Genomic DNA, 19,744 nt, shown 5'->3' on the forward strand with positions numbered 1-19,744 from the left:
GGCGGCGTACTGCTTGGCTGCCCCTCACCCCGACCCTCTCCCCGGAGGGGAGAGGGAGTAGCGATTACGCCGCTTCGCGTGCGCTCAGATACCCGATCACCGTACCGAGCTGTTCGCGCAGGTCCTTCCGGTGGACGACCATGTCGATCATCCCGTGTTCGAGATAATATTCCGACGTCTGGAAATCCTCGGGCAGCTTTTCGCGAATGGTGCTCTCGATCACGCGGCGGCCGGTGAACGCCAGCGTTGCCTTGGGCTCAGCGATCTGGACGTCGCCGAGCATCGCATAGGCCGCCATCACGCCGCCCGAGGTCGGATCGGTGAGCACGACGATATACGGCAGGCCGGCATCGTGGAGCATCTGGATCGCGACGGTGCTGCGCGGCATCTGCATGAGGCTGAGGATACCCTCCTGCATCCGCGCGCCGCCCGATGCGGTGAAGATCACGTACGGCACCCGGTCCTCGATCGCCGCCTCGACGCCGCGCACGAACGCCTCGCCGACCGCGAGGCCCATCGAGCCGCCCATGAAGCCGAAATCCTGTACGCCGACGACCACGCGGTGGCCGTCGATGCTCCCACGTGCGTTGACCAGCGCATCCTGTTCGCTGCTGTCCGTCCTCGCCGCCTTCAGACGATCGGTATAGCGCTTCTGGTCGCGGAATTTCAGCGGATCCTCGGGCACTTTCGGCGCTGGAATCTCGTTGCAGCTGCCTTCGTCGAACAGTTGCGCGAAGCGGATCTTCGGGCCGATGCGGTCGTGATGATCGCATTTCGGGCAGACGTGGAGATTGTCCTCCAGCTCCTTGATGAAAACCATCTGCCCGCAGCCCTTGCACTTGTGCCAAAGATTCTCGGGCGTCTCGCGCTTCGCGACGAAGGGCAGGACGTTGCGGACGCTGTTGAGCCAGCTCATGCGCCAATCTCCATAGGGGCGACCTTTCGTGCGGATGCGACGGCATCGGCGAGAGACTTGATATAGGCGCGGACCGGCTCGGCCGCAGCGGCACCGTGCTGTGCGACGAGTTCGACGATTGCCGAGCCGACGACGACGCCGTCGGCGACGCGCGCGACGTTCGCCGCCTGCTCGGGGGTGCGGATGCCGAAGCCGACTGCGATCGGGATGTCGGTTTGCGACTTCAGGCGAGCAACGGCGTCCTCGATCGAGGATTGCTGCGCCTGCTGGAGCCCGGTGATGCCGGCGACCGAGACGTAATACAGGAACCCGCTGGCGCCATCGAGCACGGTCGGCAGGCGGGCGGCGTCAGTCGTCGGCGTGGCGAGGCGGATCAGATCGATCCCGGCGGCACGCAACTGAGGCCCAAGCGCGTCGTCTTCCTCGGGCGGTACGTCGACGCAGATCACGCCGTCTACACCGGCAGCAGCAGCAGCCTGCGCGAACCAGTCCGCGCCGCGGCGGAGCATCGGGTTGCCGTAGCCCATCAGGACGAGCGGCACGTCGGGGTGGCGCGTGCGGAACGCGGTTGCGGTCGCGAGGATATCGGCGGTGCGGGTCCCTTGCGCGAGGCTGCGGATGTTCGCGGCCTGGATCGCGGGGCCGTCGGCCATCGGATCGGTGAACGGCATGCCGAGCTCGATCGCATCCGCGCCGCCCGCGACGAGCGCGTCGAGGATCGGGCCGGTCGCCTCGGTGGTCGGATCACCCGCGGTGATGAACGCGACGAGCGCGGCGCGGCCGGCGGCGGCGGTGCGCGCGAAGGTGGCGGCGAGGCGGCTCAAAGCTCCCCTCCCGCCTGCGGGAGGGGTTGGGGGAGGGGCTGACATAGCCGCACGTCCAAGGTCTGAGGAGCGAACAGGCCCTCCCCCGACCCCTCCCGCAAGCGGGAGGGGAGCAGAAGTGCGATCATATCGCCACCCCGAGCGCTTCGGCGACGGTGAAGATGTCCTTGTCGCCGCGGCCGCACAGGTTGGCGAGGATGATCTGGTCCTGCCGCATCTCGCGCGCCTTCTTCGTCACCGTCGCGATCGCGTGCGATGGCTCCAGCGCGGGGATGATGCCCTCGGTCCGGCACAGCAGCTGGAACGCGTCGAGCGCCTCCTGGTCGGTCGCGCTGTCATATTGCACGCGGCCGATGTCACGGAGCCACGCGTGCTCGGGACCGATCCCCGGGTAATCGAGCCCGGCCGAGATCGAATGCGCCTCGGTGATCTGGCCGTCCTCGTCCTGCAACAGATAGGTCTTGTTGCCGTGGAGCACGCCGGGGAAGCCGCCCGCGAGGCTCGCCGCATGTTCCTTGTCGAGGCCGTGGCCTGCTGCTTCGACGCCGAGCATCTGCACGTCGGCATCGTCAAGAAACGGATGGAACAACCCGATCGCGTTCGAGCCGCCACCGATCGCCGCCACAAGCATGTCGGGCAGGCGACCGACGCGCGCCAGCATCTGCGCGCGCGCTTCGGTGCCGATAACGCTCTGGAAATCGCGGACCATCTCCGGATACGGATGCGGGCCGGCGGCGGTGCCGATGATGTAGAAGGTGTCGTGGACGTTGGCGACCCAGTCGCGCATGCCCTCGTTCATCGCGTCCTTCAACGTGTGCGCGCCGCTCGTCACGGGGCGGACTTCGGCGCCGAGCAGCTTCATGCGGAACACGTTGGGTGCCTGACGCTCGACGTCCTTGGCGCCCATGTAGATCACGCAGGGCAGGCCGAAGCGCGCGCAGACCGTGGCGGTGGCGACGCCGTGCTGGCCCGCGCCGGTCTCGGCGATGATCCGCGTCTTGCCCATCCGCATCGCGAGCAGGATCTGGCCGATGCAGTTGTTGATCTTGTGCGCGCCGGTGTGATTGAGCTCGTCGCGCTTGAACCAGACCTGCGCACCCATCCCCTCGGGGGCGGACTCGCGCAAAGCCTCTGTCAGCCGTTCGGCGTAGTAGAGTGGGCTCGGCCGGCCGACATAATGTTCGAGCAGGTCGTCGAACTGCGCCTTGAAGGCGGGGTCGGCCTTGGCGGCGCGATACGCCTCGTCGAGTTCGAGGACGAGCGGCATCAGCGTCTCGGCGACATAGCGTCCGCCGAAATCGCCGAAATGGCCGCGCTCGTCGGGCTGGGCGCGGTAGGAGTTGGGGGCGAGGGGAGCGTTCATGCAGGGGCGTTTAGCACTTCGTAAATCGCTGTCACCCCTTCCGTGTTATCGGGCACCACCCCGGCGGAGGCCGGGGCCCAATTGGGAAAGGCTTTTTGGCGGGTCGGATGCTCCGTGACCTCGACCTGGCCAATTGGGGCCCGGCCTTCGCCGGGGTGGTGCTAGCGCGTGGCGACCGCCTTCAGAAACGACGCGATCCTGGTTTCGTCCTTGGTACCGGGCTCGCTTTCGACCCCCGACGACACGTCAACCAGGTCCGCGCTGGTGCGGCGGATCGCCTCGGCCACGTTCGCCGAATCGAGTCCGCCCGACAGCGCCCAGGGTAGCGGATGCCTGAAGCCGTCAAGCAGATCCCAGTCGAACCGCAAGCCCATGCCACCCGGCAATGCGGCCGAGTCGGGGGTCTTGGCGTCATAGAGTATTCGGTCCGCGACCCCGGCAAATCCGTGCGCCGCCTCCAGGTCGCCGCGCGTGCGGACCGCGACCGCGACCCAGGTCTCGACCCCGAACTTCGCGCGGATCGCCGCGGCCCGCGCGGGTGTCACCTTGTGGAGTTGCAAGACGTCGAGCGCGGCCGAGCCGACCGCCTGTTCGAGCATCTCGTCCTCGGGATCGACGAACACGCCGACCTTCGCGACATGCTCCGGTACGCGTGCGGCGAGTTCGGCCACCTTCGCGAACGTCACGTGGCGTGGCGAGGCGGGGAAGAACACGAACCCGACATGGCTCGCGCCGTGCTTGATCGCCGCATCCAGCGTCGCGGGGGTGGAGAGGCCGCAGATCTTGGCGGTGGTCATGCTGGTTCCTAAGCCGCTCTATCGAGGGGCGAGAGCGCGTATCTAGAGCGTCGCGGCCATTGCGCGGGCGGCGGTGTCGGGATCTTCGGCTTGCGTGATCGGGCGGCCGATCACCAGGATCGAAGCGCCCGCATCCACTGCCTGGCGCGGGGTGACGACGCGTTTCTGGTCGCCGATATGACCATCCGGCAGGCGCACGCCGGGAACGACAAAGAACCCCTTCGGCCAGATCTTCTTCGCCGCCGCGACCTCCGCGCCCGAGCAGACGATGCCGTCGACCCCCGCCTCGCAGGCGAGTTGCGTCAACCGCGTGACCTGGTCGTGCGCGCTGCCGACGACGCCGGTCGCGGCGAGGTCGGCTGCGTCGAGGCTGGTGAGCATCGTCACCGCGATCACCTTCGTGCCGATCGGCGCGGCCGCCTTGGCATCCTCGAGCATCGCCCGCCCGCCGCTCGCATGGACGGTGAGGATCGCGGGTTTCAGCACGCCGAGCGCCTGTACCGCCTTGGCGACGGTGTTGGGGATGTCGTGCAGCTTCAGGTCGAGGAAGATCGGCAGGCCGAGTTCCGCCATCGCATGAACGCCCGACTGGCCGTGCGCGGAGAAGAACTCGAGGCCCAGCTTGATCCCGCCGACGTGATGACGAACGCGCGATGCGATCGCCTTTGCCTTCGCCAGATCGGGCGTGTCGAGCGCGACGTAGATCCGGCTGCTCACAGGAGCGAGCCCGGCGGCGTCGCGGTCGGCACGCTGGCGTAGGGATGGAGCGGATCGACCGGCGCTTCGGCGGGCGCGAACGTCACCGGCTCGGGCCGCGGCGTGCGCAGTTCGGCGAGCGAGCGCTCGCACGTCGCGAGCCGCTGCCGCAGCCGCCACCGGATCGCGTGGTTGTACAGCATCGTCGGCACGAACCCGATCAGGAACGTGACGAACAGCAGCAGCGGCAGGTTCACGTCGGCGATCAGCCCACCCCAAAGCTGGATCTGGACGGCGTTCCAGTTCGAGATCGTGAAGACTGCGGCGATGAACGCCAACAGACACCAGAACAGGATTTTCAGGAACTGCATGCGGCCACCTCTATCGCGTCCCTCCGCGCCGAAGCGCCGATGGGTGTGCCAGAGCTACCGCCAAGCGGCCGGTTTGGCCAGTCTTGTGCCAAACAAGCCGGGTTTCAGCCGATTTCGGTCCTGATCTGCGCGATCAGCGGCAGGATCGCGGTGAGCCGGGGTTCCTCCTCGTCGAGGATCGCGACGAACGCGGCGCGCTTGATCGCGGCGACGCGACCGGGCTTCATCCGTACCGTCTTCGGCAGCGTCGAGACGGTGATGTCGATCATCCGTTCCGCGCCGTGCAGGCGGCCCCAGAGATAGTCGTTCTCGCGGTAGGCGCGGCTGAAGAACGCGCCGAACGTACCGAACTGAATCCCCTTCAACGTCGCGTCGGCACCCCCCGAGCGGATCGCGGTGGCGTCGTCGGGGGCGATCCGGTCGACCTTGATCGGATCGAACTCGTCGAGTCCTTCGCCCTGCAGCAGCGGCAGCGTCGCCGTGTCGAAATACGGAAAGCCGAGATAGGCGAGCAACATCGCGCGGCGGGCGGGCTTGGCGAGTTGCGCGAACGCCGCGGCGAGACGCTGGTCGGTCTCCGCATCGAGCCGGTCGAGGTCGAACGTCCGGCCGAGCGTCGCCAGCACCTCGATCGCATCGCCGCGCATCGCGCGGACCGCGTCGTGCTGCCCGGCATGCATCTCGCCGCGCATCCGATCGAGATACGGCGACAGCGATTCGTAGATCGCGTCGCGCATCGGGGCGAGTTCGGGCTCGTCGGCCTGCGTCTCGACCTCGGCCAGCCGGCGCGCCATCAACCGCAAGCGGCGGATGCGAAAGCCGATGTCGAAGGTGCGCAGGAACGCGATCGACGCGGGGCTGGCACCGCCGGGATAGTTCGAGCCCAGCTGATCGGCGCCGGTCGCGACGACGCTCGCCACGATCGCCGACCTGATCTGGGCAAGGCGGCGTGGACGATGATGACGGCCCGCGTGAAACAGCAGGCTGGCCATCGTTTCGATCACCGCACTGCGTTTGACGTGCCCGTAGGCGACGAAGCCGTACCCTGCCTTCGACGCGGCCGCCTTTTGCGCACGCCTGCGCCACGCGATCAGCCGGGGAGCGGTCGGGCGGTCGAGAAACAGCGTGTGGCCGAACAGCGATTCGACATCGGCCTCGACATCGGGGCGAATCGCAGTGACGATCCCGCGCATCCGATCGATCCGCGCAGAGCGTTCGGCGATCGCCTCCAGATTGTCGCGGATCGGCTGCTGGCGGGGGATGTCGCTGATCGCGGCGATGATCGTCTGGAAAAAACCCGGCGTGCCTTCGCCGCGATTGAGCCGCAGCTTGATACCGGGTGAGGGGTCGATGTAGATGAAGCGACGGTCGATCTGGCGCCGCGCAGGCCGTTCCTTGAGCGCATCGAGCGCGGGCCGGAACGGCGCGTTGGCGAGCACCGATCCGTCGATCAGCACCGCGGTCTCCGCCGCCTTCGCCGCAGCATGGCGCGGCAGAACGCGCTTGAGAAAGGCGCCACGCCCAGGCCATGCGATCTTGCGGGTCTCAAGCACGGTATCGAGTTCCGCGACGGTGAACGGCGGGAACGCGCCGGGGAAACTCGACGTCGCGCGGGCCGCGAACGCGAGTTCCGCCCGCGGCGCAAGTGTATCGGTCGCGCCGCCATTGTCGGTGAAGTCGACCACCAGCCGATGCTCGGTCTCGACCACCTCGGCGGGCGAGTTGAGCTGCAACCGCTCGGGATGGCCGGAGAAATCGGTGACGGTCACGAACAGGTCGAGCGGCTGTCCGGGCGGCAACAGGCGGGGGCCGCGCGTGCTCGCCGCCATCGCATCGAACGCGTCGAGCAGCAGGTTGGTGAAGGTCTTGCCCCCGAACGGCGGTTCGAACCAGCGCGAGCGGATGAAATGCGACAGTTTCGTCCGCACCTCCTCGCGCGTCGGCTCGTCGAGTTCGTCGACCTTGTCGGTGCTGCGTCCCGCCGCCATCCATGCGAGCGGCATCGCCCAGACCTTCGACAGCCGCGATTTCGGTGCTGCTTCGGTATCGATCAGCGCCTCGACATCGGCCGAGGTCATCCAGAGGTCGGTCAGCGGATCGAGGCTCTGGCCGGTGGCGATCGCCTGCGCGAGGAAGATGCCGTTGATTCCGCCCGCGCTCGCGCCAGCGATGATGTCGGCGAGCACGCGCACGCGGATCGACGCGTGCTCCTCGATTTCCTGGAGCAGCGCGTGATAGACGCCCTGGCTGCCGCCAACCGGCGCTTCGCCGTCGTGGAACGCACGGCTCGCGCAGACGAGGCGCCAGATCTCCTTGGTGATGCCGTGCATGTATACCGCCAGGCTGATCCCGCCATAGCAGACGAGCGCCAGCCGCAGTTCCTTCTCGCGCATCCTAGATCCCGTCCTGCATCGTCGTCCGCATCGCGCTTATGTCGGCTCCAGAATAGCCCAGATCGGCAGATGATCCGATGCCTTCCGCGCCGCCGGGCTTGCATGCACGCCGCAGTCGGCGACGTGCAAGTCGCGCGAGACCATGATCCGGTCGAGCCGTGCGATCGCCCGCCTGGAATGGAAGCTCGCGCCGGTCTCGGCGAACGCATAGTCGCGCCCGAAATCGCGCAGGCACCCCGCACCTGCACTCCATTCGTTGAGATCGCCCATCATCACGGTCGGATGGCGGTGCGCGCAGGTATCGACATGGTTCATGATCGCGGCCGCCTGCTTGCGGCGCCACAGCCCCGACAGATCGAGATGCATGCCGAGGACGCGCAGCGTGACGCCGCCAAGCTGGACGTCCGCCATCACCGCACCGCGGGGCTCGAGCGCGGGCAGGTGCAGCGGTTCGCTCGCGACGATGCGCGCCGACTTGCGGACGAGGATGACGTTGCCGTGCCACCCCATGCTGAGCGCGCGCAGGCCGAAATCGACCGGTTTCCAGTCGCTATGGTCGTCGAGAAGATGGTGCGGGAGGACGCAGGCCTTGGCGCCGAAACGTCGATCCGCCTCCTGCAGCGCGATCACGTCGGCATCGATTTCGCGCAACACCTCGACCACGCGCTCGGGATTGCGCCGACGGTCGAGCCCGATGCCCTTGTGGATATTGTAGCTGGCGACCTTGATCATGCGTGGGGGCTTAACGCGGCGTCCGGGAAATGGGTTGCGGCGTCATGCCTGCGAAACGACAAAGCGGTACGCGGGCCGACGCGGGATCGACCCGCGTCGGCCCGCGCGTTCAGCCTTGCGCGACGTCGCTCGCGTCGAACTCGGCGAACGCGGCCTTGACCTCGGCGGCCTTGGCCTCGTCCGCGATGTCGACCGACACGACGATCTTGTCCTCCAGCGCCGCGTCGTCGCGCGATGCGGGCGAGGGGTCCTGGCCTTCGGTGTCCGCGCCCGCCGTCTCGCTGCCGGCACTGTTGGCGGGGCCGTCGGTGGTGATGAAGATGTCGGTCCGCTCGATATGCTGCTCCTGGACGAGACGTTCGACGGTCATCTCGGCTTCGCGGCGGGTGTCGAACTTGGCTTTGAGGGTCGTGGGCATGGGAACTCCTTGGGTTAGGCGGGAAGGGGGGTGGGGTGATCCGAACGATCGGCGCTCGCCGCGGCGACGAAATGATCGAGGAAGTTGGTCAGCTCGATCCGCCGACTCGCTTCCTGCGCGAACTCCTTGTCGACGCCGAGCGCCCACAGGACCGACCGGCGATCGGGGTCGTCGTGCAGCGCGTCGAGTTGCGCGGCGCGGCGTTCGACGTCCTCGGGCGTGTCTGCCAGACCCGCCTCGATCAGATCGTCGGACTGTCGACGTAGCGCCACCGCGATCTCGCCGGGCGCAAGTTCGGGATGATATTGCACGCCCCAGAAGATCCCGCCGTCGTGGCGTATTTCCGCCGCCTGGATGGTCGTCACGACGTTGCTCGCGAGCAGGGTGGCATCGTCGGGGAGGCGCTCGACCTCGTCGCCGTGAATCGCGGGCGCATCCCAGCTGGGCGCCCGGCCCGCGAGCAACGGATGGCTGCGCCCCGCATCGGTCGGCGTGATCCTGCGGGCGAGCCCGGCCTCGAGCTTGCCGGGCATTTTCCGCACCGAGCCGCCCGCTGCGGCCACCGCGAGTTGCAGGCCGGCGCACGATCCGAAAGACGGCGTGCGCGATGCGAAGACGTTGCGCATGAAGCTCAACTGGCGGCGGACTTCGGGGGTGTCGTCGTAGACATGTAGCGGCGAGCCGGTGACGAACACCGCATCGAACGCCGCGATTTCGGTCGCGTCGTAGACCTCCGCGTCGTCGTCCGCCGGGGCGACGATCGTGATCCTGGCATCGGGACGAAGCTGTTCGAGCGTGGCGGCGTAGCTTTCGCCTGAACTCTTGCCGGTATGCTGGCGGCGCGCGTCACGCTCGTCGGCGGTTTCGCTCTCGGCGACGAGAAAATGCGGCACGCTGCGTCCTTCGTCCAGTATCAGACATCCCCCAACGCATGGCCCGGCGTTTGGTCCGCGCGCTCGCGAACAAATATGGATCGCGCTACTTCTGCGGTGCCGCAGGTTTGGGGGACAGCCAGCCGCTATCGGCGAGCCAGTCGTTCAGTCGGTCGGGCCAGTGCAGGATCGAGATGCGGTCGGACTCGTCGAGATTGAATGCGTGATCGCTGTCCGCATACATGTGCAGCTCGGCCGAGATACCCGCCTTGCGCAATTGTTCGTAGAGCGCGACCGGCGGTGCGGCACAACAGGCGTCGCGGCTGCCGGCGATCAGGAACGCGGGTGGCGCGGTCGCGATCGCCTTTGCCGGGATGCCACGCGGTCCGGGGAACACCAGGACCTGGAAATCGGGGCGGGCGGACTGGCGGTCGATCGAGTCGACCGCGGGCCGGGCGGGCGGCTCGGGATTGTCGGCGATCAGCGACACGAGTTCGCCGCCTGCGGAAAAGCCCATCGCGCCGACGCGGTGCGGATCGATCCCGTAGTCGGCGGCGTGGGCGCGGACCCAGCGCACGGCGCGCCGTGCATCGTCGGCAGCGTCGCCCTCGACCGAATAGTGCGAGCCCGGTTCGTTCGCCAACCGGTACTTCAGGACGAACGCGGTGACGCCCATGCGGTTGAGCGCGGTGGCGACCTTCGTCCCCTCGTTGGTCCAGACGAGCAGCTTGTGGCCGCCGCCGGGGATGACGACGATCGCCGCGCCGTTGCGGTGCGCGGGCGCGGCGGGGAAGGCGATCAGCGACGGATCGTGGATGTTGCGGACCCAATAGTCGCGGCCGATCTCGGCCTCCTTGCGGCGTCCCGTCGATCCAGGCGCGCCGTTCGGCCAGAGCGGGATCGACCGATAGGTCGGGGCCGGCACCGGCGCGGGGTCCTGTGCCGCCGCCGGTACCGCGATGACCAGCGCCGCGATCGCCCAGAGGGCGCGCATCACTTGGCTTCCGCCGCCGCCGCCATCGCGGCGCGCGCGGCGAGGATATAGGCCGAGGTCGTGCTGACAGTGTATTCGTTCTCGAACCACAGGAACGGCCAGTCGGTCTTCAACTCGGGAAAGTCGGGTTTGACGATCAGCACGCCCGGCACCATCCCGCCCGGGATGAAGCTGTAGTCGGCGCGGTTGTGACCGTAGCCGATCAGCTTCGAGTCGGTGCCGACGGTCGACACCAGCGACAGGTTATTGGCGGGGTGGCGCCCAAGCACATAGTCTAGCGCATCGAGCGTATAGCCCGTGCCGATCAGCTCGGGGAACGCCTTGTGCATCAGGTACATCGACGTGCCGAAGCTGACGACCTGGTTCGATCCGGCCCAGGAGCCGTCGCTGATCGGCACGCCGAACGGGTTGCGCGCCCGGTCGCCGTCGGCCTTCGCCTTGAACTGCTGGACCAGCGGCGCGAGCTGCGCGCGATAGTCCGCATCCATGAACGGGATCGCCCGCACCGCGACGCCGCCGATCCAGCCGAAATTCTGGCGGATCACGGGTAGCAACTGGCGCAGGCGATCGGCATAGGCCTTGTCGCCCCTGCTGGTGATCAGCAGTTCGATCGTCGCCGCGACGTTCGCCGCCTCGGCCGAGCGCGGCGAGGAGGAATCGTCGCGACCGTCGCCCGACTTGGCGATGCCACGCTGCTGTTTCGCCCACATCGCCGTCGCGGCGGTGAGCGCATCCTTAGCCATCGCCGGATCGCTCGACGCCAGTGCGCGCGACGAGGCGGCGAGCGCGGCGGCGACGAGCAAATTGTTGGCGGGCAGGTCGGTGGTGAACGCCCAGCGATCATCGGGAGCGCCCGACGTGCCACCCTTGCGCTCGGTCGGCTTCAGCGCGGCGTCGTAGAGCAGGCCATCGGTCTGCGATCCCGCTTCGCCGAGATGCGCGTATTGGCGCAGCGCCGGGTCGACGATGCCGACGATCGCGTGGCCGAACACCTTGTACTGCGCGAGCAGCTGGAGCGTGCCGTGGCGGATCTGCTGGACCGCGTCCTCGACGCCGTCCGGCTTGCGGATCTCGACCGCCCGCGCGGCCCCGTCGACGCTGGTCTCGTCCCAGTCGAGCCCGAACAACTCGCGCGCCCAGACGAGATCGCGCACCACCGAGGCGTTCTCGGGAGTCTGGATGTCGTAGTCGCCGGCATCCTGAAAACCGCCGACCGCGAGGCCCGGGATGTGCTCGCCCGCCTTGAACGGGGAGTCGAGGGTCGCGCCCATCTTGTAGCCGTCGAAATGGGTGATGTTCGGCGGTGCCTGTCGTGCGTCGTCGAGATGCGATGGCGCCGACCAGACGCGGTACTGTTCCTTGATGCCGACATGATCCATCTGTTCGGCGATGAAGGTGTCGAGCGAGGTCTGCCAGATCCGGTCATACGCGTCGGCGGCGATCCGGAACGGGTTGGTCGTCTTGCCTGCGTACGAAATCGCGTAGATGCCGGGCTCGCGCACCTTGGAGAAATCGAACGCCGCGTAATCGTAGCGCGTCCAACGGCCGCGCGATTGCGTCCGGGCGCGCAGCACGGTCTGCTGGCCGCCATCGGCGGTAAGCCTGACGAGTGCGGCGTCCGCGGGCGCCTTGAACTTGGGATCGAGCTCGATCAGCGCGATCTTGGGCCGGTTCGGCGTATAGCCCGCCTGATTGAACGACACGACCGGCTCGCGCACCCAGTTCTTCACGACGTTGGGCCGAACATGCCAAACGACCGCGTTCTCCTTCGCCCCCGCCGCGATCATCGAGCGGACGACGAACCAGCCGTTCTGCGCACGATTGCGCGCGTCGTAGAGCGACAACGGCCCCTGATCCGAGGTGATCGTCACGCGGGTCAGCGGATCCTCGGGCGACAGCGTGACCGACTTGCCGCCACTCGCCATCGGCAGCGGATCGCCCGAGCCGTCCTTCGCCATCGGTCCGGTCGGATGGCGCGGGAACAGGCCCGGCGCGGCATCCATCAGGTAGGTCTTGCCGAAATAGGCGGTCGGCAGGAAATCGAGGTTGAAGCCCGCCTTGCCCGCGAGGCTGGCGGGTAACGGCTGGTCGAGATCGACCGCGATCCGGAAGCCATCGCCCTCAGCCGTCACCTTCACCGCATAAGCGAGGTTCACGTCCTTGTAGGTCGAGCGGACGACGATCTGGTTGGGTTCGCTGCCCTTGGTGCGGCTGACGAACGCGGGAACACGCGCCCATTGTTCGGGGGTGGGATCGAGCCGCACGGCGCCGTCGGTCGCGAGGCGATTGCCGTGCAGGACGATCTGGATCCCCGCATTCTTCTCGTCGAAGAAGATCGGGCTGAACTGGTTCTGGTCGATGATCACCGACAGCCCCTGCGTTTCCAGCGTCCCGGCAGGCGTCGCGGTCAGCGATTGGGCGGAGGCCATTCCGGCGCCTCCGGAAAATGCTGGAACGACGCACGCACCGACGGATGCGAGCAAAGCGATAAACGCCGATCTTGGCACAGGCCTCTCCCTGATGATGTCTGCAGTTTCGTCCGGCGGCGGCGCTTCTATCGAGCGCTCGCGGGGCCGCCGGGTAGTCAAGGTCTTGGTGGGGTTACTTCGCGGGCTTGAGCAGGTCGTGCATCGCCATCCAGCGGGTGAACTCGTCGAACCAGCCGGTGCTGGTGGTGGTCTTGGGGTACATGCCGAAGCCGTGGCCGCCTTGCTCGAACAGGTGGAACTCGACCGGGCGCTTGGCCGCATGCCAGCTTTCGATCAGCCCGAACCCGCTATTGCCGAAGAACGGATCGTCCGCGGCGAGTGCGACGAACAGCGGCGGGGCGCCGGCTGGCACCGTCATCGCCGCGAGCGGCCCATAGATGTTGCCGATGAACGCGGGCTTCGCATCGCCGCCCGCCACGGTCGTCGCCATCGTCAGCATCGCGCCAGCGGAGAACCCGACCATGCCGATCCGCGTCGGATCGACGTGCCATTCGGCGGAGCGTTTGCGGACCAGCGCGAAGGCGGCCCGCGCATCGGCGATCTGCGGCGCGAGTCCCGCGATCATCGCATCGGGTTTGGCGCGGGGCGCCCGCGCGATCGACGAGAACATCGCGGTCATCGATTTCTCGAACGCGGGCATCGCCTCCGGCGTCGGGTTGAGGCGATATTTGAGCACGAACGCGGCGACGCCCTTCGCGGCCAGCGCGCGCGCGACGTCATAGCCCTCGTTTTCCATCGACAGCGTCTTGAAACCGCCGCCCGGCGCGACGATCACCGCGGTGCCGGTCGCCTTGGTCGGATCGGGCAGGAACGGGGTCAGCGTGGCGATCGAGACGTTGCGCGCGAACACGCTGCCATATTGGCTGTGCCAGGCTTCGGGAGCGGTCGCGCCGGGCAGCTTGCCGGTGCCGAGAACGATCGCGTCGGTCTGCGCGGGAATCGCGATCGGGGTCATCTGGTCGGACTGCGCTTGGACCGGAGTCGCCAGAATCATCGCCGCAGCCAGACCGAGGCGCGACAGTCGGCCGCGAACGCCCCCACGCGTCTTGTTGCTCATCACGTGTACCATGATCGCTCTCCCATGTTTTATCGTTATTGGTAACGACGATAAAGAGAGCGCTACCATCATGCAAATCATAGTTTTACCGCGGTGCGTTACTTGGCTTGGTCTGCATCACGACGATTTCGAGTGGCTATCGAGTATAGCGCTATCGTAACGCAGGTGAAGCGAACTGTGAGGGGAGCTCGTTGGAATCGACAGGATCGTGAGGGGGGATGGTGCCGGTTGCAGGAATCGAACCCGCGACATCCAGTTTACAAAACTGGCGCTCTACCAACTGAGCTAAACCGGCCCACGTATGCGGCGGACATGAGGCATCCGCGGCGTTGCGCCCCAATGCTTCAAGAAACGCCGAAGGTCCAGCCCTCGGTGCGGGCGATATCGTGTGTCATCGCGGCCGGGGCCCAGAGATCGGCGCGATCGGCGTTCGCGCGCAACCACGCCGCGGTGAGGATCGCATCGGTGGCGTGATCGTCATAGCGCGGCAGCGGCGCGTGCGGGTCGCTGCCAAGACCCGCAAGCGCCGCGTCGAGCGCGGCGGCGTCGCGCATCTTGCTCAGGCCCTTGCGGATGCCGGCGGCGCGTGCGGCGATGGTGGTGTAGATTTCGACGATCGCCGGACCGTGGTCGGGCAGCGGGTCGAACGGCCAGACCGGGATCCGCCCCGCCAGCCGGTGCAACACGCGCATGCCCGTCAGGCTCGATTTACCGACCTGCGCCGCGCCGACGAGGTTGAAGCAGCTCGTCGGCGAAAACCCCATCGCGCGCTGCCCCAGCTCGCACACGCGCATCCGCCCTGCGCCGCCCGCGAACAGATCGCCGCAATCGCGGTGCTGGCGGAAATGGCGACGAATCTCGGGATCGCGCAGGACCGGATCGACCGCAAGATGCGGCGCGTGCGCCGCCAGCGTCTCGACCAGGTCCCACAACGCGCGCGGATCGGCGGGGCTGTCCTGCCAGCCGGGGAAATAGTCGCCGTGATCGACGAACGGGAAGGCGGGTGACAGATCGAGGCCGATCAGCATCGCCGAATTGCGCTGGTCGAGCAGCCAGTCGAGCACGTCCGCGCGCGACCAAGCTGCAGCCTCGGAGGGCGATACCAGCACCGGCGCAGCATCGCCGATCCCGCACGTCGCGACCGCAATACCCTTGTGGCGATGGCCCTGCGCACCCGACCAGTCGATCGCGGTGAACCGGGTGAAGCGCGTCGCTTCGCCGGCTTCGGTCGTCACAGGCGGCGGGCTCGGCATCGCGGCTCAGGTGGCGCGGCGTCCGGACGGGTACAAGGGCTTGAGCAGCACCAGGACGACGATCGCGATCACCAGCACCGCGGACGCATAGGGTCGGCTGAACGCGAGCCCGCCGTGATCAAGCGGCTTGTCAAGGAAGTCGCCGACCGCGGCGCCGAGCGGGCGGGTGAGGATGAACGCGCTCCAGAACAGGAGAACCCGGTCGACCGCCGTCCACAGATACAGTGCCGCGATCCCCGCGAGCACGATGCCGAACAGGATCGCGGCACCGCCGTACCCGAGTCCGCCGGTATCCGCAGTCCAGTCGCCGAGCGCCGTGCCGAGCGTCTGCGAAAATGTGATCGTCAGCCAGTAGAACAGTTCGGCGCGGGGTTCGTGCACGGTCGCGACCGACACCGAGCCAAGCCGGTTATGCCACAGTGCCAGCGACGCGACGACGCAGCCGAGCAGGAGCAGCGATCCGCCGACGTAGCCGATGCCGAGCGACCGCGTCGCGAAGTCCGCCATCGTCGTGCCCGCGGTCGTCGAGGCAATGATCGTCGCCCAGTAGAGCGCCGGGCGATAGCGGTCCGCCGCGACCTGTCGCCACACCAGCAGCGCGAGGATCGCCAGGAAAAAGACCGTGGCGGTCAGATAGCCGAGGTTCATCGACATGCTGACCGTGTCGCCCGCGGTTTCGCCGAGCGTGGTGGCGAGGATCTTGATGATCCAGAACGCCGTCGTCACCGCCGGCACCTTGGCCAGATCCTGGGCGAGCGTGGTGCGATCGCGAGCCGTCATGATGCTGGTATTCCCCTGTGTGTTGCTTGGGAGACGCCGGGGAGACGCCTGGTCCGCAGTTGGGAGACGCGGAAAGTGCGGAAGTTTCGATTGGGACATGCGGAATCGATGCGGCGGCGACGTCTCGTCCAGGAATCGGACAGCAGGAGATCGCACGATGTCGGTACGGATCGCGAGTTTGGGTGTCGGTATCGCGGCGCTGGTCGGAAGCGCTGCGCCCGCCGCCGTGGCGCCCCCCGCCGCGATGACCGCGCCCGGCACGAGCGTGTCGGTGATGACCTACAACGTCCACGGCGTGCCCTGGCCGGTCGCGGAGGACCGATCCAGCGCGTTGTCGGCGATCGCCGCGCAGCTTCGCACGATGCGCGCCGAGGGGCGGCAACCCGGGATCGTCGCGTTGCAGGAATCGTTCGTCCCCGATGCCAAGGCGATCGGTGCCGCGGCGGGCTATCGCTACGTCGCGTTCGGCGCGCCGGCCGAGGCGACCGCGGACCCGGTAACCCCGGCCGATCGGCAGTTCGTCGCCGACGGCAGCATGCTGCGCGGCGAGCGGGTCGGCAAGCATGTCGGCAGCGGCCTCGCGATCTTCTCCGACTACCCGATCCTGGCGGTGCGGCGGATCAGCTATCCGGTCTGTGCGGGCTATGACTGCCTCGCGAACAAGGGCGCGATGGCGGCGCTGATCGCGGTGCCCGGCGTCGCAGGGCCCGTCACCGTGATCGACACGCATCTCAATTCGAACGGCGCGACCGGCGTGTCCGAACCGCGCGCGCTCTATGCGTATCGGCGCCAGATCGACATCCTCAGCGGCTTCATCGACTCGGTGGCGCGGCCCGGCGGGACGATGCTGGTCGCGGGCGACTTCAACGTCGGTCGCGATGTCGCGCGGCGCGCCTATTTCGCGCAGCATATGTTCGGCGGACCGGCGGCGCTGACCGGCGGATCGCTGAAGTGCCGGGAGTCGCGGACCTGCCTGGTGACGCAGCCGGCCGACATCGCCTTCTCGACCGGTCGCGCGAAGGACTTCCTTATGTACCGTCCGTCTACCAGCGTCGCGATCCGGCCGCTCGCGCTCAGCGCACCGTTCGGTCGCGGTCCAGACAACGCGATGCTGTCGGATCATATCGGCGTGATGGTGCGCTATGAGATCGACGGTCTCGCCAAGCATCCCGCGCCCGGCAGCACGCTGGCCAGCCGCCGGGCAAAGGGTGTCGCGGCCCGCGCCTAGTCCTTGAGGTTGCCCGTGAAGAGCAGGTGGCGCGCGTCGTCGGCGACCTGGTTGGCGGCGCCGAGCCGTTCGATGAGCTGAGCCGGGCGGCTGCCGCGCAGGCCCGCGACCGTCAGCGCGCCGTCGCGGACATAGGTGTAGACCCCGCTGACCGCGAACGCCGACGCATGCGCGACATGCGCTTTCAGATCTTCGGCCGCGCGCTGGAAAATGCCGGACGCGTAGAAGGCGCGGCGCGTCATCGGGGTGGCGAAGGCGATGTCGAGGATCGCCACCGAGGCGCGTTCGGGCGGTACGGTGTGGTCGACGTTCGGTGCCGGCGGGGCGGGCTCCGCATTGTCGTAGCGCTCGGGCAGATGCAGCCGGACCTTCAGCAGCGCCGGGTCGCCGGCCAGCGTCTCGGCAAACCGCGTCATGGCCGCACCAAAGCCTGCCGCGTCGTCAAGGCGCGCGCCGAAATGCACGTGGAGGCGGTCAAGGCCGTCATCGCCGCTGGGGATCGGATCCGGTGCGCGGTCGACCAGCGTCCGCGAGCCGTGCGGCAGCGCATAGGCCACGGTCGCCGCGAACATGTTCTGTTCGTCGGCGAACAGGATCGGGCAGGCATCGTTGAATTTGGCTTGGTCGTCGGCGGACGCGAAGCCGATCTCGACGCCGCCATCGAGCACATAGTCGTCGAACGGCACGATACCGTCGATTGCCGGCCAGAGATGCGCGTCCTGCTCGCGGTTCAGATGCGTCTGGACGTACCAGCCGAGCCCCGGAATGCGCGAGCACAGCGGGCCGTGCACATCGCGCCAGTACGTCGCGAACACCTCGTGTGGCACGCCGGGCCGCCGAAGGACCGTGGTATAGCTGTTGATCGCGATGGTCGCGTCGCGCGATGAATAGTCGCGGGCGGTGTCGGTGAGGGACATGATGGTTCTCGACTGAAGGGATACGCCATCCCAACGCATCGCAGCGACGATCGGCCGTCATCGCCCTTCCATCATGCGTCAGTCCTTGGTCGGCGGCGTTTGTTGGCGGCGGCGGTTCCAGAATTCGAGGCGCTTCTTCACGTCGCGTTCGAACCCACGCTCGTTGGGTTCGTAGAGCACCGGATGATCGTGCCCGCCGAGTTCGTCGGGAAAGAAGCTCTGCCCCGCGAACGCATCGGGGTGATCGTGGTCGTAGCGATAGCCGTCGTGGTAGCCGAGTTCCTTCATCAGCTTGGTCGGCGCGTTGAGGATGCGTTTGGGTGGCGCGATCGAGCCGGTCGATTTTGCCAGCGCGCTGGCCTTGTCGAACGCGCGGTACGAGGCGTTGGATTTCGGTGCGGTCGCCACGTAGTTGATCGCCTGCGCGAGGAACAACCGCGCCTCGGGCAGACCGACGCGCTCGAACGCCTGCCACGCGCTCATCACCTGGACCAGCGCCTGCGGATCGGCCATCCCGACATCCTCCGACGCCGCGCAGCACAGCCGGCGAAACACCACGGATGGGTCCTCGCCGCCGGCGATCATCCGCGCCGCCCAGTACAGCGCCGCATCGGGATCGCTGCCGCGCAGGCTCTTGTGAAAGCAGCTGAGCAGGTTGAAATGCTCTTCCTGCCCCTTGTCGTAGAGCGGCGCGCGTTGCTGCACCAAGGTGGCCAGCGCGATCGTATCGAGATCGGACGGGTGATCGGTCGCGACGATATCCTCGCACAGCCCGAGCAGATAACGCGCATCGCCGTCCGCCATCGCCACCAGCGCGTCGCGCGCATCGTCGGTGAGCGGCAGCGGGCGTTCGAAATGCGCTTCCGCCCGCGCGATCACGCGGTGCAGGTCGGCGGCGGCCAGGCGGTTGAGCGTGTAGACCTTCGCGCGCGACAACAGTGCGGATACCAGGCTGAAGCTCGGATTCTCGGTGGTCGCGCCGATCAGCACGATCGTCCCGTCCTCGACCGCGGGGAGCAGCGCGTCCTGCACCGGCCGCGAGAACCGATGGAGCTCGTCGACGAACGCGACGGTCGGTTTCGACGCCGATTCGCGCAGCCGCGTGGCCTCGGCGAGCGCCTTGCGCAGATCGGCGATGCCGGTCGACACCGCCGACAACTGGATGAAATTGTAGCCGACCTCGTCCGCCATCAGCCGCGCGATCGTCGTCTTGCCGACCCCGGGCGGACCCCAGAGGATGAACGACGACAGCCGCTTGGCCGCGATCATCCGCGCGAGCGCGCCCTCGGGGCCGACGAGGTGCTCCTGGCCGATGATGTCCGAAAACCGGCGCGGGCGCAGGATTTCCGCGAGGGGCCGCGGTGCGTTGGCGCTGAAGAGCGTGTCGGACATCGGGTCTCGGGTTCCACGGATCGAGGGGGCGCAGCGGGCTATACTGCGGCGCACGGCAGTCGCCGACATCGCTGCGGCAGGTCGTTCGCCTGAGAGAACATAAGGGGTGTGGCGCCGACATTGAACCCTTGGCGGCGCGGTGCGGACTCGGGGCTGCTGCAAGGCCGAACGAACAAAATTCAGCGCATCTCTTGAACATGGGATATTCTGCGATATATCTTAGACCATATTAGAGATATCGGAGAACACTCA

18 protein-coding genes and 1 tRNA gene are annotated in these 19,744 nt (G+C 67.5%); 1 reads left to right on the plus strand and 18 read right to left on the minus strand.

Translation table 11 applies throughout. The features are described from left to right. Window positions 1-64: 64 nt before the first annotated feature. From accD to ACLBWL_RS06970, 16 genes are all read right to left on the minus strand, one after another. Entirely contained in the window at window positions 65-916 is an 852-nt protein-coding gene (gene accD, locus ACLBWL_RS06895) for an acetyl-CoA carboxylase, carboxyltransferase subunit beta (protein WP_447791389.1), read from the minus strand. Further along, a complete protein-coding gene (gene trpA / locus ACLBWL_RS06900) occupies window positions 913-1,740 on the minus strand; it encodes a tryptophan synthase subunit alpha (RefSeq protein ID WP_447791391.1) in 828 nt (275 codons plus the stop codon). The genes accD and trpA overlap by 4 nt, the downstream gene beginning before the upstream one ends. Window positions 1,741-1,864: 124 nt before the next feature. Then, on the minus strand, window positions 1,865-3,103 hold the full coding sequence (gene trpB, locus ACLBWL_RS06905; protein WP_447791393.1) for a tryptophan synthase subunit beta: 1,239 nt from the start codon (window positions 3,101-3,103) through the stop codon (window positions 1,865-1,867). Between the two features lie 161 nt (window positions 3,104-3,264). Continuing rightward, on the minus strand, window positions 3,265-3,900 hold the full coding sequence (locus tag ACLBWL_RS06910) for a phosphoribosylanthranilate isomerase (protein ID WP_447791395.1): 636 nt from the start codon (window positions 3,898-3,900) through the stop codon (window positions 3,265-3,267). A gap of 42 nt (window positions 3,901-3,942) precedes the next feature. Then, window positions 3,943-4,617 carry an orotidine-5'-phosphate decarboxylase gene (gene pyrF / locus ACLBWL_RS06915; RefSeq protein WP_447791397.1) on the minus strand — a complete coding sequence of 225 codons (675 nt, stop codon included), beginning with the start codon at window positions 4,615-4,617 and terminating at the stop codon, window positions 3,943-3,945. Next, a complete protein-coding gene (locus ACLBWL_RS06920; RefSeq protein WP_447791399.1) occupies window positions 4,614-4,967 on the minus strand; it encodes a LapA family protein in 354 nt (117 codons plus the stop codon). Before ACLBWL_RS06920 ends, pyrF begins: the two co-directional genes overlap by 4 nt. A 104-nt stretch (window positions 4,968-5,071) precedes the next feature. Then, complete coding sequence (locus ACLBWL_RS06925) at window positions 5,072-7,360, minus strand: patatin-like protein (protein ID WP_447791401.1); 2,289 nt, start codon at window positions 7,358-7,360, stop codon at window positions 5,072-5,074. 36 nt (window positions 7,361-7,396) lie between these two features. Then, on the minus strand, window positions 7,397-8,092 hold the full coding sequence (locus tag ACLBWL_RS06930) for an endonuclease/exonuclease/phosphatase family protein (RefSeq protein WP_447791403.1): 696 nt from the start codon (window positions 8,090-8,092) through the stop codon (window positions 7,397-7,399). 109 nt (window positions 8,093-8,201) lie between these two features. Further along, window positions 8,202-8,510 carry a hypothetical protein gene (locus tag ACLBWL_RS06935; RefSeq protein WP_447791405.1) on the minus strand — a complete coding sequence of 103 codons (309 nt, stop codon included), beginning with the start codon at window positions 8,508-8,510 and terminating at the stop codon, window positions 8,202-8,204. Between the two features lie 14 nt (window positions 8,511-8,524). Continuing rightward, entirely contained in the window at window positions 8,525-9,403 is an 879-nt protein-coding gene (locus ACLBWL_RS06940; RefSeq protein ID WP_447791406.1) for a type 1 glutamine amidotransferase, read from the minus strand. Between the two features lie 85 nt (window positions 9,404-9,488). After that, the gene (locus tag ACLBWL_RS06945) at window positions 9,489-10,376 is read right to left on the minus strand and encodes an alpha/beta hydrolase (RefSeq protein WP_447791408.1); all 888 of its coding nucleotides are present in this window, start codon (window positions 10,374-10,376) and stop codon (window positions 9,489-9,491) included. After that, window positions 10,376-12,805, minus strand: a complete 2,430-nt coding sequence (locus tag ACLBWL_RS06950) for a glycoside hydrolase family 9 protein (RefSeq protein ID WP_447791410.1) — start codon at window positions 12,803-12,805, stop codon at window positions 10,376-10,378. Before ACLBWL_RS06950 ends, ACLBWL_RS06945 begins: the two co-directional genes overlap by 1 nt. Before the next feature lie 172 nt (window positions 12,806-12,977). Continuing rightward, entirely contained in the window at window positions 12,978-13,934 is a 957-nt protein-coding gene (locus tag ACLBWL_RS06955) for an alpha/beta hydrolase (protein ID WP_447791412.1), read from the minus strand. Window positions 13,935-14,141: 207 nt separating this feature from the next. Continuing rightward, window positions 14,142-14,217: transfer RNA gene (locus tag ACLBWL_RS06960), tRNA-Thr, on the minus strand. Window positions 14,218-14,266: 49 nt separating this feature from the next. Continuing rightward, window positions 14,267-15,157, minus strand: a complete 891-nt coding sequence (locus tag ACLBWL_RS06965; RefSeq protein WP_447791414.1) for a hypothetical protein — start codon at window positions 15,155-15,157, stop codon at window positions 14,267-14,269. A gap of 24 nt (window positions 15,158-15,181) precedes the next feature. Continuing rightward, entirely contained in the window at window positions 15,182-15,955 is a 774-nt protein-coding gene (locus ACLBWL_RS06970) for a COG4705 family protein (RefSeq protein ID WP_447791416.1), read from the minus strand. A gap of 157 nt (window positions 15,956-16,112) precedes the next feature. On the opposite strand from ACLBWL_RS06970, the gene ACLBWL_RS06975 reads away from it, so the two are divergent. Continuing rightward, entirely contained in the window at window positions 16,113-17,183 is a 1,071-nt protein-coding gene (locus tag ACLBWL_RS06975) for an endonuclease/exonuclease/phosphatase family protein (RefSeq protein ID WP_447791418.1), read from the plus strand. On the opposite strand, the gene ACLBWL_RS06980 is transcribed toward ACLBWL_RS06975, so the two are convergent. Together ACLBWL_RS06980 and ACLBWL_RS06985 are read right to left on the minus strand one after the other, a co-directional pair. Then, complete coding sequence (locus tag ACLBWL_RS06980) at window positions 17,180-18,100, minus strand: hypothetical protein (protein ID WP_447791420.1); 921 nt, start codon at window positions 18,098-18,100, stop codon at window positions 17,180-17,182. The genes ACLBWL_RS06975 and ACLBWL_RS06980 overlap by 4 nt on opposite strands. A 78-nt stretch (window positions 18,101-18,178) precedes the next feature. Further along, window positions 18,179-19,492 (minus strand): replication-associated recombination protein A, encoded by a 1,314-nt coding sequence (locus ACLBWL_RS06985; RefSeq protein ID WP_447791422.1) that lies wholly within the window; start codon window positions 19,490-19,492, stop codon window positions 18,179-18,181. Window positions 19,493-19,744 lie beyond the last annotated feature (252 nt).

The organism is Sphingomonas sp. M1A8_2b (assembly GCF_053345535.1).